At 64.1% G+C, this 13095-nt stretch carries 16 protein-coding genes; 8 read left to right on the top strand and 8 right to left on the bottom strand.

The genetic code is table 11. The annotated features are described in order from the left end of the window. Positions 1-94: 94 nt before the first annotated feature. The 3 genes from C1A13_RS08000 to C1A13_RS07990 form a co-directional block, all read right to left on the bottom strand. On the bottom strand, positions 95-691 hold the full coding sequence (locus tag C1A13_RS08000; RefSeq protein WP_101550855.1) for a nitroreductase family protein: 597 nt from the start codon (positions 689-691) through the stop codon (positions 95-97). Positions 692-790: 99 nt separating this feature from the next. Next, positions 791-1837, bottom strand: coding sequence for an ROK family transcriptional regulator (locus C1A13_RS07995; protein WP_101550853.1), 1047 nt, complete (start codon positions 1835-1837; stop codon positions 791-793). Further along, positions 1834-2736, bottom strand: coding sequence for a PHP domain-containing protein (locus C1A13_RS07990; protein ID WP_207654185.1), 903 nt, complete (start codon positions 2734-2736; stop codon positions 1834-1836). Before C1A13_RS07990 ends, C1A13_RS07995 begins: the two co-directional genes overlap by 4 nt. Positions 2737-2870: 134 nt before the next feature. On the opposite strand from C1A13_RS07990, the gene C1A13_RS07985 reads away from it, so the two are divergent. Beyond that, complete coding sequence (locus tag C1A13_RS07985; RefSeq protein ID WP_101550851.1) at positions 2871-3503, top strand: glycerol-3-phosphate acyltransferase; 633 nt, start codon at positions 2871-2873, stop codon at positions 3501-3503. A gap of 75 nt (positions 3504-3578) precedes the next feature. After that, positions 3579-3995, top strand: a complete 417-nt coding sequence (locus tag C1A13_RS07980; RefSeq protein WP_101550849.1) for a putative ABC transporter permease — start codon at positions 3579-3581, stop codon at positions 3993-3995. Between the two features lie 37 nt (positions 3996-4032). On the opposite strand, the gene C1A13_RS07975 is transcribed toward C1A13_RS07980, so the two are convergent. From C1A13_RS07975 to C1A13_RS07955, 5 genes are all read right to left on the bottom strand, one after another. After that, positions 4033-4911, bottom strand: coding sequence for a glycosyltransferase family 8 protein (locus tag C1A13_RS07975; RefSeq protein ID WP_101550847.1), 879 nt, complete (start codon positions 4909-4911; stop codon positions 4033-4035). Positions 4912-4998: 87 nt separating this feature from the next. Next, positions 4999-6177 (bottom strand): hypothetical protein, encoded by a 1179-nt coding sequence (locus C1A13_RS07970; protein WP_101550844.1) that lies wholly within the window; start codon positions 6175-6177, stop codon positions 4999-5001. Next, positions 6170-6733 (bottom strand): hypothetical protein, encoded by a 564-nt coding sequence (locus C1A13_RS07965; RefSeq protein ID WP_101550842.1) that lies wholly within the window; start codon positions 6731-6733, stop codon positions 6170-6172. The genes C1A13_RS07970 and C1A13_RS07965 overlap by 8 nt, the downstream gene beginning before the upstream one ends. After that, positions 6720-7193: a hypothetical protein gene (locus tag C1A13_RS07960; protein ID WP_101550840.1), complete on the bottom strand. Its 474-nt coding sequence runs from the start codon at positions 7191-7193 to the stop codon at positions 6720-6722. Before C1A13_RS07960 ends, C1A13_RS07965 begins: the two co-directional genes overlap by 14 nt. Next, complete coding sequence (locus C1A13_RS07955; RefSeq protein ID WP_101550838.1) at positions 7190-7702, bottom strand: RNA polymerase sigma factor; 513 nt, start codon at positions 7700-7702, stop codon at positions 7190-7192. Before C1A13_RS07955 ends, C1A13_RS07960 begins: the two co-directional genes overlap by 4 nt. 180 nt (positions 7703-7882) lie before the next feature. Here C1A13_RS07955 and C1A13_RS07950 point away from each other — a divergent pair, with 180 nt between their 5' ends. From C1A13_RS07950 to C1A13_RS07925, 6 genes are all read left to right on the top strand, one after another. Beyond that, positions 7883-8662 (top strand): HAD family hydrolase, encoded by a 780-nt coding sequence (locus C1A13_RS07950; RefSeq protein ID WP_172439214.1) that lies wholly within the window; start codon positions 7883-7885, stop codon positions 8660-8662. Further along, entirely contained in the window at positions 8659-9525 is an 867-nt protein-coding gene (locus C1A13_RS07945) for a radical SAM/SPASM domain-containing protein (protein ID WP_101550834.1), read from the top strand. The genes C1A13_RS07950 and C1A13_RS07945 overlap by 4 nt, the downstream gene beginning before the upstream one ends. 14 nt (positions 9526-9539) lie before the next feature. Further along, positions 9540-10322, top strand: a complete 783-nt coding sequence (locus tag C1A13_RS07940) for a biotin--[acetyl-CoA-carboxylase] ligase (protein WP_101550832.1) — start codon at positions 9540-9542, stop codon at positions 10320-10322. Positions 10323-10524: 202 nt separating this feature from the next. Continuing rightward, complete coding sequence (locus tag C1A13_RS07935) at positions 10525-11436, top strand: amino acid ABC transporter substrate-binding protein (RefSeq protein WP_101550830.1); 912 nt, start codon at positions 10525-10527, stop codon at positions 11434-11436. A 149-nt stretch (positions 11437-11585) separates the two neighbouring features. Then, positions 11586-12242: an amino acid ABC transporter permease gene (locus C1A13_RS07930; protein WP_101550828.1), complete on the top strand. Its 657-nt coding sequence runs from the start codon at positions 11586-11588 to the stop codon at positions 12240-12242. Between the two features lie 13 nt (positions 12243-12255). Beyond that, the gene (locus tag C1A13_RS07925; RefSeq protein ID WP_101550826.1) at positions 12256-12999 is read left to right on the top strand and encodes an amino acid ABC transporter ATP-binding protein; all 744 of its coding nucleotides are present in this window, start codon (positions 12256-12258) and stop codon (positions 12997-12999) included. Positions 13000-13095: the final 96 nt, after the last annotated feature.

Genomic DNA, 13095 nt, shown 5'->3' with positions numbered 1-13095 from the left:
CTTCGGCGCAAAAAACGGCCGCGCCTCCGCCGGCAGGCGGACCGCGGCCGTTTTTTATTCATCCGGGGCGGGGAAGGTCCCCCGGCGCATCCGATCAGGGGAAGACCTTTACGAGCGCGTCGGGGTCGGCGGACTCCTTCGGGTCGGGCGGGGCGAGCGGCTCGCCGAAGGGCATCTGCGCGACCAGCTTCCAGCTTTCGGGAAGCCGCCAGGTCCGGCGGACCTCTTCGTCGATGAGGGGGTTATAGTGCTGGAGCGAGGCGCCGAGCCCGGCCTCCTCGAGCAGCGTCCAGACGTTCAGCTGCGCCATGCCGTTTGCCTGCTGCGCCCAGACCGGGAAGTTGTCCCGGTAGGTGGAGAACCTGTCCGCGAAGTCGTCCGTGACGGCGGTGTCGTCGAAATAGAGGACGGTCCCGTGCCCGGCGGCGAAGGAGCGTATCTTTCCTTCAGTTGCGGCGAAGGCGTCCGGAGGCACGATGGCGCGCAGCGATTCCAGCACGATCTTCCAGAGCTTTTCGTGTTCGGCGCCAAAGAGCAGGACCGCGCGCGAGCTCTGCATGTTGAAGGCGGAGGGGGTGACGGAAACGGCCTCCTTCACCAGCCCGGAAATCCGGCTGTCGTCGATGGGGGAGCCGCTGCCGATCCGGTAGCAGGTGCGGCGGGCTTTCAGGGCGGATAAAAATGTGTTCATATGGGTTCCTCCGATCACAGGGTTGCGTGTTTGTCGAAAAATCCTCTATAACAGGATCGATTATCATTATTATAATCGCTTTTCCTCCGAAATGCAACCCTAATCGAAAGCGGCCAGCGGGAGACGGGGGACGAGGTCCTGCTGCGTCAGGTAGGTCAGCCCGTCGAGGTAGTCCTCCCGGTTGTCGCCGCGGTAGACCAAGAGCGGGCGCAGCGGGCTGGAAAGCCCCGGCTGGGCGTTCAGACGGTCAAGCGCGTACTGGAGCCACGCCGCGTCAAACAGGCTCCCGCCGACTACGACGAGTTCGGGGTTGGTGACGCAGTTGACGATGGAGACGACGCGGGAGACGATATCAAGGCAGTCCTCCCGGGAGGAGACGCTGGGAAGCAGGTCGTTCAAGGTCTGCTTATGCCCCATCGGCAGGAAGCCGAGCTCCCCGGCGAACTGCTTGGCGCCGTGGACGACCTGCCCGTTGGCAATGACGCCCGCGCCCGCGCTCTCCCGGTCAAAATGGATGTAGGCCATATTGAAGCCCGCGGGACTGCAGGAGGAGTGTTCCCGGTGGTAGCGGTTCATATAACCGAGCGCGGTCGCGTTGAGGTCGTTTTCCAGTACCAGCGGAAAGGGGAAGGCGGAACGGACCCGCGCCCCGAGGTCGTTCGGGACCAGGGTATCCAGTTCGCTGCCGATATAGGCGCGCCCGTTCTCCACGATGCCGGACACGCCGAGCCCGACCGCGCGGACGTCCCAGCGGGAACGGCAGTCCGCGATCAGGCGGAGGACCGCTTCCACCGTGTCGCCGTCCTCGATGGGGGCGAAGCTGTCCGCGGCGACGTCTCCCGTCAGGCCGGTGATCCGGTAGTCGATCCGTCCCCCGGCACAGTAGAGCGCGAGGGTCAGGTTGCGCGCCGGGTTGAGGGCGTACCGCTGGGCGCGCCGTCCGCCGCTCGACCGGTCGAGCGCGCCCGCGACGATCTCGCCGCCCGCTTCGAGTTCCTCAAAGAGGTTGCGGATGGTGGTCGCGCTGAGGTTCGTCTCATTGGCCACCTCCGCCCGCGTCGCCGAGCCAAGGCGGATCAGCGTCCGGTAGAGCAGGGTGGTGTTCATCCGCTTCATCAGCTCCGGTTTCCCGGTCACCCCGGTCATCGCGCTCCCTCCAGGCTGTCAAGTTTTTTGCGCAGTTCCCCGAGCAGCGCCGCCTCCCGTCCGCCGGACTCGGCCGAACCCAGCCGGATAGCGGGCTTGATCTTCCCGTGGAAGTCGCTGCCGCAGGTGACCGCGAGGCCGAGCGCCTCCGCCTGCCGGAGATAAAAGGCGGTCTGCGCGGGGGTGTGGTAGCTGCTGTAGGCCTCGAGCCCCGCGACGCCGCAGCGCACGATGCTTTGCAGCAGGGCGGCGTCCTCGTGGATGTTGTTGCCGGGGTGGGCGAGCACCGGAAGCCCGCCCGCTTCGCGCACCAGCGTGACCGCCTCCGCGAGGGAGGGGAACCGGATGGGGACGTAGGCGGGCTTTCCCTGCGCGCAGAAGTCCCAGTAGAAGTTGACGTAGGGATTGTCGGAGCGCGCCCCGCCCGGACGGTAGGGGGAGAGGAGGGGATGTTCCGCGTTTTCCGGCATGGCGAGGGCGACCTCCGCGATCATCTCGCCCGTGACGATGCCGTCCTTGGAAAGCGCCGTCACCGCCGCCAGATCCAGCGGGATCCCACAGGCGCGCACCAGTTCGATTCGCCGCCCGGCGGCGGTTTGCTCCTGCGAGAGGACCGATTCCTCGGCCCGCGCGAAACCGGGGTGGGCGGGGTCAATCCAGTAGCCGAGCAGATGCAGGTCGACGCCCTCGTGGGTGCAGTCGAGCTCGACCGCCGGGATGACCTCGACGCCCAGCGCCCGCCCGGCCTTGAGCATCGCGGGGACGCCGCGCGTCGTGTTGTGGTCCGCCAGCGCGGCGGTTCCGATTCCCGCCCGCCAGCAGAGGAGCGCCAGTCTGGTCGGGGAAAACTCCCCGTCGTCGCTGAAGGAGGAATGGAGATGCAGGTCCAGCCAACTCATATCGTCGCCTCCAATACTTTAGACACATACTTTTAAAAGTTTCTGATTTAACTATAGGACATCGGAGCGCAAATGTCAATAGGGGGTGTAAATTCCCGGCGGATGGTCTATAATCAAGAAAAGGAGGGGATGGCATGGAGCGTCTCTGGTGCGTGCTGGCAGGGTACCTGTTCGGGTCCTTTCTGACCGCCGACCTGATCGTCTTCTGCCGGACGGGCGCGCGGCGCGCAGAGGGGTTCGGCAACCCCGGCATGGCGAACGTCGCCTCCCGGCTGGGGGCGGGGAGCGGGCTGCTGGTGCTCGCGGGGGATATCCTCAAAACGGCGGCGGCCTGCGCCCTCTGCCGGCTGTGGCTCTTCCCCGGGATGGGGCGGATGGCGGTGCTCTACGCAGGGCTCGGCGCGGTGCTCGGGCACTGCTGGCCGGTGTGGAACGGTTTTCGCGGCGGCAAGGGGGTGGCGGTCGTCGGCGCGGCGTCGATCCTTTTTTCACCCCCCGTCGGAATCGCGAGCTACCTGCTCGGCGCGGCGGCGGTGCTGGCGACGGGCTATCTCGCGGTGGGTTCCGCGGTGATCGCGGTGAGCTTTCCGCTCTTGACGGCGCTTTTCGGCCTCGGGCGGGAGGCGGCCGTGGCGGCAGGCGTGATCGGCGGCGTGATGCTGCTGCGGCACAGTGGGAACTTTGCCCGGATGCGCGCGGGAACGGAAGGCCGGGCCTCCGTCGCGTCGCGGCTGAAAGCCTATTTGAAGCGGAAATCATTTCACTGAAAAAGGAGCGCCGCGACCGGCGCTCCTTCGTATATCGGCGCGGAATCCGCACACCCTAATGCGGGGTGAACGCGGATGGAAAAATTCAAGGAATACGCCGCCGTCTGCACGGTCGGATCGGTGGGCTACAGCGCGATCGAAGTGCTCTGGCGGGGTTTTACCCACTGGACGATGGCGCTGACCGGGGGCGTCGGCTTTTTGCTGCTCTACCTGACCGACCTGCGTATGACGGGGCGGTCGATGCTGCAAAAATGCGCGGCGGGCAGCCTGGTGCTCACGGCGGTGGAATTTGTCGCCGGGTGCATCATCAACAGGGGCTGCCGGCTCGGCGTCTGGGACTACTCCCGCCGGAAGGGGAACCTGCTCGGGCAGATCTGCCCCCTGTACAGCGCGCTCTGGTTTTTGCTCTGCATCCCGGTGCTCCCGCTGAGCCGCGCCCTGCGCGAACGGCTCTGCCAGGGCGGAAGCGGCCGGAGGATCGAGACCGCCTGACGGATAAAAGGCCGCCGTGCATCGCACGGCGGCCTTTTCAGCCTTCGCCGGGTTCGCGGGGCGCGCCGAGGCCGCGCAGCCTTTCAAGCGGCGACTTCCGCGCGGACTCTTCGGGGAACACCTTTGCGGCCGCCTCCCGGTAAAAGACGCCGAGCTCTCCGAGATAGTGCTCGTGCCACGGCTTGCTCTTGCCGCAGTAGTGGATGACGGCGGTGTTCTCCCGCACCCATTTGAGGTCGATCCTGCCGAGGGTGGCCACCTTGACGGTGTTGAAATAGCGCGCGTCGAAGTTATAGACGCGCGGGTCGAGCAGGACGGTGCGGTCGTGGTAGAGGGCGTTGAGCACGTCCTGGTCGGGAAGGATGAGCTTTTCCCGGTGGGCGCGGATGAACTCCGTCACCTCATCGCAGTCCTGTCCGGCGCGCAGCGCGTCCAGGTTCATGAGCAGCACGCCGGAATTGAAGTATTCGCTTTCCTCGGGCATGTCGAGGCGCAGCTTGTACTCCACCTGGGAGACGGGGTTGACCGACCGCGCGGCCGCGAAAAAGTGTTCCCCCAGCTCCATGCCGTAGAGCGGGGCGAGCGGGCGGTTGATCACCATGTCCGGGTCGAGGTAGAGGGCGCGCCCGAGGGTTTGGGGCAGCAGGCGCGCCGAAAAGATGCGGTAATACATCTCCTTGGGGAAATGGAAGAGCACCGGCGCGTCCGCCATGAAGTCCTCCGGAACGCGCACGTCGAAGAGGCGTAGCCTCCCGTCTGGAAGGGCGGAGCGGGCAAAGGAGAACGCCTCCGGGGAGAGGGAGGCGTGCAGGACGTAGACGTCCGCCTTCTCCCCGGGATTTGCGTCGAGCAGGCTGCGCAGCATCACGCAGAGCGGCCGCAGATAGTTGGCGTTGAGCGAAACGACGATATTCATCGGCTGCCTCCGAAATCAAAATAGGGATGAAAATATTATAATCCCCGTATCGCGTCTTCGCAATACGGGGATTATGAACGATTTGTATCAGCCGAGGTTCTGGATGGTGAAGCCTCCGTGGAACTCGTCGGCGGTCAGCCTGACCTGGTAGGCGCCGGATACGGGAAGCGCGATGGTCTGGCTCCCGCTCGCCTCGGAGAGGTCGTAGCCCTCAAAATAGATCGTGCCGTCCGGCCCGGCGATCCGCATGTCCAGCGTGCCGCCTTCGGTCGAGACGTCTACCTGCACCGTCGTGGGGTTGGAAACGGGCAGATCGAAATAGTAGCTGTGCGCGGTCATGCCGTCCGCCGAATAGACGATGCGGTCGGGCCACTCGTTGCTGAAGCCGTCGTTCTCGAGGGGCTCCAGCGGCGGGAGGGCGCTCTCACCGGAAAAGCCGTCCCGGGCGGACGATTCTTCGCCCTCATGATACCAGTCCGCATCCACCCGGCGCACCAGCTCGTCCAGCTTCATGTCGAGCTGATACCGGTCATAGAGGTCGAGCCCGAAATCGACCTCCTCGCCGTCGTAGCGGAACGTCAGGTTGCGGATGTCGAGGCCCAGGGGATCGAGCTTGGAGAGGATATTCTGGATGTCCTTCGCAAAGGACTCCTTGTCGTGGTAGGGGCCGTTGAGGTTGATGTGCAGATAGACGCGCGCGTCCCCGGCGAGCTCGTCGTAGCTCATGTCCGGCGTGTACTGCTTATAGTAGGGGAGCTCGGCGTTCACATACATCTGCCCGATCAGCTCCCGCTCGTCGATGAGGCTTTCGGAGATCCGCCCGCGGAGCTGGGTGTGGAACTCGTCCCGCACCTGCATGGCGGGCGGGCCGAAATAGTTCCAGGCGGCGGGCACGGCGGCGAGGCAGCCGCCCGCAACGATGAGCACAAAGCAGACGAAGCCGCTGAGCAGGTCGTATTTGAGCTTCTGGCCCTTGTGGGCGAAGTAGTTGTAGAGAATTTCGACGCCGAGGAGCACAAAGATGAGAGGGGAAAGCTTAAAGACGAAGACCAGGTCGAGGGAGGGCTTGAACATCGCGGCCAGCGCCACGATGCCGGTGACGATGAGCGCGAAGCCCATCGTCATGGTCCCCACCCGGCGGACCGGCTCCTCCCGCTTGCGGGAAGGAGCCGGCTCCGGCGCGGGGGATTCCGCCTTCGAGGCGCCGCTCCGCGCGGATTCCTCCTCGGGGGTTTCCAGGGACTCGATGCGTTCTTCGTTATTCATTGGAATCCCCCCTGTACTCGACGAATTCTTCCTCCGGCTGCACATGGCGCTTTTTGCCCTTCACGAGGTAGATGCCGAAGAAGATGACGGCGACCGCCACGACGACTGAAGGGATGCGGTTGAGGATGCTGCGGAGGTACCAGCTCTCATACCCCATCGTTTCCACAAAGTAGTAGATCAGCGGGGAGACGAAGCTCGAGAAGATCGCCCAGCCGCCGATGAAGATGAGCCCGCCGCCGATGAGGACGTGGCGCTTTTCCAGCAGGGGGCGCAGGCCGCTGAAGACGGAGCCGTCGACCCGCAGAGAGAAGGCGTTGTCCATCTGAAGGCGGTCCTCATAGGGGAGCTGCCTGATGTTGAAGGTCTCGAAGAAGGAATAGAACCAGATGATCGGCAGCAGCCAGTAGAGAAACTCGAACTGGAAGAACCACGCGACCGCGCAGACGCCCCAAAAGACGGACATGACCGCCAAGCCCTTTTTCATCATCCCAAGGTACATTTCACCCGCCCCGGGGATGAAGGCAAAGCAGAAGGTGAAGAAGCTATTCTTTTTCATGTTGGGAACCCCTCTCAATTTTCAGACTTTGGAGAATTTTATCCAGTGTTTCCGACAGGTTGTCGGTAAATTGCGTCGTCCGCTCGCTGAAGGTCGCCGCGCCGTTTGCCAGCGCGTCAAGGATCTTGCCGTGGTCGTTCTGGACGTCGACGTTGAAGAGGCCGATGTTCCAGAACATGATGGCGAAGCAGGCCGCGGCGGCCGCCGTCGCGTATTTGTTGACAAAGAGCTTACGGGCGCGCTCGCGGATGCGCCGGAAGACCGGAGGCGCGACCGGCTCGGGGGGAGAGAGCAGCTCGGAGCCGTCCAGGAGGGCGGCGTACCGCTCCACACAACGGTCACAGAAGGAAAGGTGCTCGGAAATCTCCAGACGTTCCATCTCGTCGAGCGGTTCGTCGCGCAGCAATGCGCCGAACGCGTCGTCCGTCAGATGCCCGTTTGGATCAAACAGTTCTTTCATCGTTGTACCCCCTCCTTTACGAGTAGTTCCTGTAGCTTGCTTCGCGCCCGGTAGAGCTGCGTCTGCACCGTTTTTTTCGGCCGGTGCAGGGTTTCGGCGATCTCCTCGATGGTTTTTTCCTCGAGGAAGAAGAGCACCGAAACCTTTTGGTAAGGCTCTTTGAGATTGAGGATCGCCTGCCGGATCACTCCGGTTCCCTCGTCGGTTATGTACAGCCGCTCGGGAGAATTCTCGGCGCGGATGAGGTCCATTTCGCTCATGTCCTCGGATAGGCAGACGCGCCGGTTGTAAGCGCTCTTGAGGTAGTCCTTGGCCTTGTTGGTGGCGATGCGCGCGAGCCAGGCCTTCAAATTGTCCTCCGTCACGGTGTCGATGTGGGCGTATGCGGAGACAAAGGCGTCCTGCGCGAGGTTCTGCGCCTCGTGGTAGTCGCGCACGAGCTGGTAGCAGATGGTAAAGACCAGCTTTTCGTACTGTTCCACCATTTCCTGAAATTTTTCATTTGTCATCCGGTCCTGCCTCACCACCTCAATTGCCTTACACCCATCAAACGATGCTGCGCGGCATTTGTCTTCAAACAGCATACATGTTTTTTTCATTTTTGTCGATTGGCAAATCCGCGCACCCCTTATGCCAAATTGACCCGCCGCGCCCGCTGTGGTATGATTGGCAGGACAGGGGGGATTCTCATGCGAAAGATGCTGGCGCTCGACCTGGACGGCACGACCTTCGGGGTGCGCACCCAGCTTTCCGAGGCGAACCGGCGCGCCCTGCTCGCCGCGAAGCGGGCGGGCACGGCCGTCTGCTTTGTGACGGGGCGCAAATCGGTGGAGCCGATTTCGCATCTGTGCGCGCTTGCCGATTATTTCGTGCTCAACAACGGGGGCACGGTGGTGGCGGCGCCGGACATGGAGCAGCTCTATACCACGCTCGTCGAGCGGTCGGACATGCTCCGCCTCATCGACTTCTGCCTCTCGCAGGATTCCGCCATCCTCCACCTGATCTCGGGGGACTACTGGGGCGTCAACCGCATCACGCCGGGGGTGCTCCGGCAGCGGGAGGAATTCGAGGGCACGCCGGTCGTCTACCGCGGCGCGGACGACCTGCCCTTCGAGACGCTCGACGGCTTCGTCGTGAGCGAAAACTACGGCCCGGTGCGGGAGTTCATCGAGCGGAAGGGTCTGCGGCTCACCTGCGCGGTAACCAACGCCACCTCGATGGACGTGATGCCGGAGGGGGTTAACAAGTGGCGCGGCACGGCGTACGTCGCCGCCCGCGAGGGCATCGCGCATGAAAACATTGTGGCGGCGGGCAACTACTATAACGATCTCGAGCTGATCCGGGGCGCTGGGGTGGGCGTCGCGGTGCGCAACGCGCCGGAGGAGGTGCGCGCGCAGGCCGACTATGTGACCGCGCGCACCCACCTGGAGGACGCGGTCGCGGAAATCGTGGAGAAGTTCATCCTGTGAGCGGGAAAAAGAACGCGGAAAAGCCCTTCCGCCGCGCCTACATCGAGATCACAAACGCCTGCAACCTGAACTGCGCCTTCTGCCCGGGGACGCGGCGCGCCCCGCGCGTTCTGTCCCCGGAGGAGTTTGCGCTGCTCGCGCGCGCCGTCAAGCCCCATACCGATTATGTCTGCCTGCACCTGATGGGGGAGCCGCTCCTCCATCCCGCGCTCGGGCGCATCCTCGAAATCTGCGGGGAGGAGGGCCTGCGGGCCAACCTCACGACAAACGGGACGCTGCTGGAGGATGTAAAGGATATCCTCTTGTCGGCGTCTGCGCTGCGGAAGCTCTCCGTTTCGCTCCACAGCTTCGAGGCCAACGGGGACGGCCCGCCGCTCGAAGCGTATCTCTCGCGGGTGCTGCCGGTCGTGCGGCTGGCGCGGGAGGCGGGGATCATCTGCGAACTGCGCCTCTGGAACGGCGGCGGCGCGCGGCGGCTCAACGGGCGGGTCTGCCGCGCAATCGAGCGGGAGCTCGGCGTCCCGGTGGGGGATCCGCCGGACGGGGTCTGCGACCGCAAGCTCGCGGAGAACCTGCACCTTGTGACCGCGCCGGTCTTCGACTGGCCGGACATGGCCCTGCCCGCCGGGGAGGGCCGCGTCTCCTGCCTCGGGATGCGGGATCATTTCGGCATCCTCGCGGACGGGACGGTGGTGCCCTGCTGCCTCGACAGCGAGGGGATGGTCGCGCTGGGCAACGCCTTTGAGCGCCCGCTCGGGGAGATTCTCGATTCCCCCCGCGCCCGGGCGATCGCGGACGGCTTCTCCCGGCGGACCGCCACGGAAGAGCTTTGCAGGCGGTGCGGCTACGCGCGCCGCTTTTGACAGGAGGGACTGCTATGGAATTTTCAGCGGAGGCGGTCCGGCGGCATCTGCCCGCCGGCCATAAGCCGCCCGTATACTATTATGAGGAGCTCGGTTCGACGAACACCGAGGCCCGGCGGCTCGCCCGGGAGGGCGCGCCGCACGGCACGGCGGTGCTCGCCGAGCGCCAGACGGCGGGACGCGGCCGGCTGGGACGCAGCTTCTTCTCGCCGGGCGGGGCGGGGGTCTATCTCTCGATGGTGCTGCGCCCCGGGCTTTCCGCCGCCGATACGGCGCTCGTCACCCCGGCGGCGGCGGTCGCGACCGCGCGCGCCATCTCCCGCGCCGCGGGGGTGGAGGTCGGCGTCAAATGGGTGAACGACCTCTATTACGCGGGGAAAAAGCTCTGCGGCATCCTTGCGGAGGCGCCGCTCGGCGCGGACGGCAGGCCGGAATTCGTCGTGATCGGCATCGGCGTCAACGTGCTGGACGCGAGCTTTCCGCCCGAGCTTTCCGGCGTGGCGACCTCGCTCGAAGCGGCGGGAGCGGGGGAGGCCGACCGGGCCGCGCTGGCGGCGGCGGTCATCGCGGAGATGCTCGCCCTCTGCGGCGGGCTCGGGGAGCGGACTTTCCTCGCGGAATACCGCGCGCGCTCCTGTGTGCTCGACCGGCCGGTGACGCTGGTGCGGGGAGAGGAACGCCGGGAGGCCTACGCCGTCGGGATCGACGACGACGCGCGGCTGCTGGTCAGGATGCCCGACGGGAGCTGCGAGGCGATCGGCGCGGGGGAGATCAGCCTGCGGGGAGACTTCGCGTAACCGCGCGCGGATTGCGACGCGATCGTGAGAATGGACGAGCAATCAGGAGAAAACCGGCGACAGATCGGGAAAAATCGGTATAACAGCCTGCTACAAGGGTAGCAATTTACCTTGATAAAATGTAAAATGTTCAAAAGCGGCCCGGATTTTGCCCTGCCGCCGCCCTTGAGGCAAAAATCAACGATGAATTGGGAGAAAGCATATGAAGAAAATTTTGACCGTCCTTCTCGCCGCGCTGCTCTGCCTGACCCTCTTCGCCGCCTGCGGCACCCCCGCCGAGCCCGCCGCTCCGGCGTCCGAGGCCGCGCCCGCATCCGAGGCCGCGCCCGCATCCGAAGCCGCGCCCGCGCCGGAAGCACCGGCCGAAGAGCCCGCTGCGGAACCCGCCGAAGCGCCTGCCGACGCGGCGCTGCCCGAAACGTTTGTCCTGGGCCTCGACGCCTCCTTCCCGCCGATGGGCTACCTCGACGAGAACAACGAGATCGTCGGCGTCGACATCGACCTTGCCAGGGCGGTGTGCGAAAAGCTGGGCATGAAGTTCGAGCCCAAGCCGATCGACTGGGACGCCAAGGACATGGAGCTCGGCACCGACAAGATCAACTGCATCTGGAACGGCCTGACCGTCACCGACGAGCGGATCGAAAACTATGAGCTGAGCGACGCCTACATGGACAACGAGCAGGTCATCGTCGTCATGCAGGACTCCCCGATCAAGTCGAAGGCCGACCTGGCGGGCAAGATCGTCGCCGCGCAGAAGGATTCCTCCGGCCTCGAGGCGCTCCAGAAGGATGAGGTTTTCCCGTCGATTAAGGACGGCGTCGCCAAGGAGTACGCCAACTATGTCGACGCGCTGACCGACCTTGAGATCGGCCGCTGCGACGCGATCGTCATGGACTCGGTCGTCGCCAACTATTACATCGCGGAGAACGCCAAGCCGATGACCATCCTGGAGGACAAAATGGCCTCCGAGCAGTACGCGATCGCCTTCAAGAAGGGGAACACGGCGCTCAAGGACGCGGTCTGGAACGCGCTGGGCGAGTTGGCCGACGAGGGCAAGATCGCCGAGATCTCCCAGAAATGGTTTGGCCGCGACGACATGATCAAGGTCAAATAAGTTCGTATCCACCGCAATACGCTGCACTCCCGACCGGGTTCCCCGGCCGGGAGTGCGGGCTGTTTTATGGAGCCAAACGCTTTTGTCGGGCAGCGTGTTAGCGTCATAAAAGAGCCCGCATCATATCACTTACATAGGAGCGTGCCTTTATGTCAATCAGCGAGATCGCAACCACCACCAGCGCGATCCTGCAGGGTCTGGGAACGGTTCTGACCCTCTTTTTCGTGGTCCTCGTCGCGTCGCTGCCGCTCGGCTTTTTGATGACGCTCGGCACCCGCAGCCGCGTCGCGCCGCTGCGCTGGATCATCAACGCCTATATCTACGTCATGCGCGGCACGCCGCTGATGCTCCAGCTCTTCTTCATCTATTACGGCCTGCCCTTTGTGAACGACTTCTTTAAGACCGCGCTCCATTCCGCGATGGTCTGCGCGCTGATCGGCTTCTCCCTCAACTACGCGGCGTATTTCGCGGAGATCTTCCGCGGGGGGCTCCTGTCGATCGACCGCGGGCAGTATGAGGCCTGTCAAGTACTTGGACTTAACAAGGTGCAGACGACCTTCCATGTAATCCTGCCGCAGATGATCCGCGTCGCGCTGCCGAGCATCACCAACGAATCGATCACGCTGGTCAAGGACACCGCGCTCGTCTTTGCGATCTCGATCACCGAGATCCTCTATTACGCCAAGGCGGCGGTCACCCGCACGGGCAACGTCTTTCCCTATGTGATCGCGTTCGTCATCTACCTGGCGATGAACACCGTCCTCCAGTTGTTCTTCAACTGGCTGGAAAAGAAAATGGCATATTGAGGAGGGCGGGAAAATGAACCTGATCGAAGTAAGCGGCCTCAAAAAGGGCTTTTCCGGGCAGGATGTGCTCACCGACGTGAGCTTTACCGTAAAGCGGGGCGACGTGATCGCGGTCATCGGGCCGTCGGGCGCGGGCAAGAGCACGATGCTGCGCTGCCTGATCGATCTGGAGAAGGTCGACGGCGGGAGCATCGTCGTGGAGGGGGAGCCGTTTGTCACCGACGGGGTCTATCCGCCGGCGGCCAAGGTGCGGGCCATCACCGCGAAGATGGGAATGGTCTTCCAGTCCTTCAACCTTTTCCCGCATCTGTCGGTGCGCAAAAACCTGACGATGCCGCTCGTCAAGACGCAGGGCGTCGCCCGCGAGGAGGCGGACGCGCGCGCGATGTCCATCCTCGGCAAGGTGGGGCTCCAGGACAAGGTCGACGCAATGCCCTCAACGCTGTCGGGCGGGCAGAAGCAGCGGGTCGCGATCGCGCGCGCGCTCATGCTCAACCCCGACATCATGCTCTTCGACGAGCCGACCTCCGCGCTCGACCCGCAGCTCACCGCCGAGGTGCTCGGCGTCATGCGCAAGCTCGCGGAGGAGGGGATGACGATGGTGGTCGTCACCCACGAGATGTCCTTTGCGCGGGACGTAGCAAACAAGATCCTCTTCATGTGCGACGGGGAGATCGTCGAGTCGGGCCCGCCGGAGGAGGTCTTCGGCAATCCGAAGGACCGCCGGATGGCGGAATTTTTCGGCAACGTGTCCTGAAGACCGCCCGTTTTTTGTCCGCATAAAAAATTTTTCCAGTTTTCCTGAAGTAATCCGCGCGTTTGGGCATACTCTATGAGGGAAGAATGAAGCCCG

This window comes from Anaerotruncus massiliensis (ex Togo et al. 2026), from assembly GCF_900199635.1.
In the GTDB taxonomy this organism is placed as follows: Bacteria; Bacillota; Clostridia; order Oscillospirales; family Ruminococcaceae; genus Anaerotruncus; species Anaerotruncus massiliensis.
The sequence above is the reverse complement of the archived record's forward strand: the minus strand, read 5'-3'. Positions and strand labels throughout refer to the sequence as shown.

Excerpts from the sequence above, each read along its gene's own strand:
- C1A13_RS08000 (WP_101550855.1), bottom strand. The coding sequence starts at position 691 with ATGAACACATTTTTATCCGCCCTGAAAGCCCGCCGCACCTGCTACCGG.
- C1A13_RS07995 (WP_101550853.1), bottom strand. The coding sequence starts at position 1,837 with ATGACCGGGGTGACCGGGAAACCGGAGCTGATGAAGCGGATGAACACC.
- C1A13_RS07990 (WP_207654185.1), bottom strand. The coding sequence starts at position 2,736 with ATGAGTTGGCTGGACCTGCATCTCCATTCCTCCTTCAGCGACGACGGG.
- C1A13_RS07985 (WP_101550851.1), top strand. The coding sequence starts at position 2,871 with ATGGAGCGTCTCTGGTGCGTGCTGGCAGGGTACCTGTTCGGGTCCTTT.
- C1A13_RS07980 (WP_101550849.1), top strand. The coding sequence starts at position 3,579 with ATGGAAAAATTCAAGGAATACGCCGCCGTCTGCACGGTCGGATCGGTG.
- C1A13_RS07975 (WP_101550847.1), bottom strand. The coding sequence starts at position 4,911 with ATGAATATCGTCGTTTCGCTCAACGCCAACTATCTGCGGCCGCTCTGC.
- C1A13_RS07970 (WP_101550844.1), bottom strand. The coding sequence starts at position 6,177 with ATGAATAACGAAGAACGCATCGAGTCCCTGGAAACCCCCGAGGAGGAA.
- C1A13_RS07965 (WP_101550842.1), bottom strand. The coding sequence starts at position 6,733 with ATGAAAAAGAATAGCTTCTTCACCTTCTGCTTTGCCTTCATCCCCGGG.
- C1A13_RS07960 (WP_101550840.1), bottom strand. The coding sequence starts at position 7,193 with ATGAAAGAACTGTTTGATCCAAACGGGCATCTGACGGACGACGCGTTC.
- C1A13_RS07955 (WP_101550838.1), bottom strand. The coding sequence starts at position 7,702 with ATGACAAATGAAAAATTTCAGGAAATGGTGGAACAGTACGAAAAGCTG.
- C1A13_RS07950 (WP_172439214.1), top strand. The coding sequence starts at position 7,883 with ATGCGAAAGATGCTGGCGCTCGACCTGGACGGCACGACCTTCGGGGTG.
- C1A13_RS07940 (WP_101550832.1), top strand. The coding sequence starts at position 9,540 with ATGGAATTTTCAGCGGAGGCGGTCCGGCGGCATCTGCCCGCCGGCCAT.
- C1A13_RS07935 (WP_101550830.1), top strand. The coding sequence starts at position 10,525 with ATGAAGAAAATTTTGACCGTCCTTCTCGCCGCGCTGCTCTGCCTGACC.
- C1A13_RS07930 (WP_101550828.1), top strand. The coding sequence starts at position 11,586 with ATGTCAATCAGCGAGATCGCAACCACCACCAGCGCGATCCTGCAGGGT.
- C1A13_RS07925 (WP_101550826.1), top strand. The coding sequence starts at position 12,256 with ATGAACCTGATCGAAGTAAGCGGCCTCAAAAAGGGCTTTTCCGGGCAG.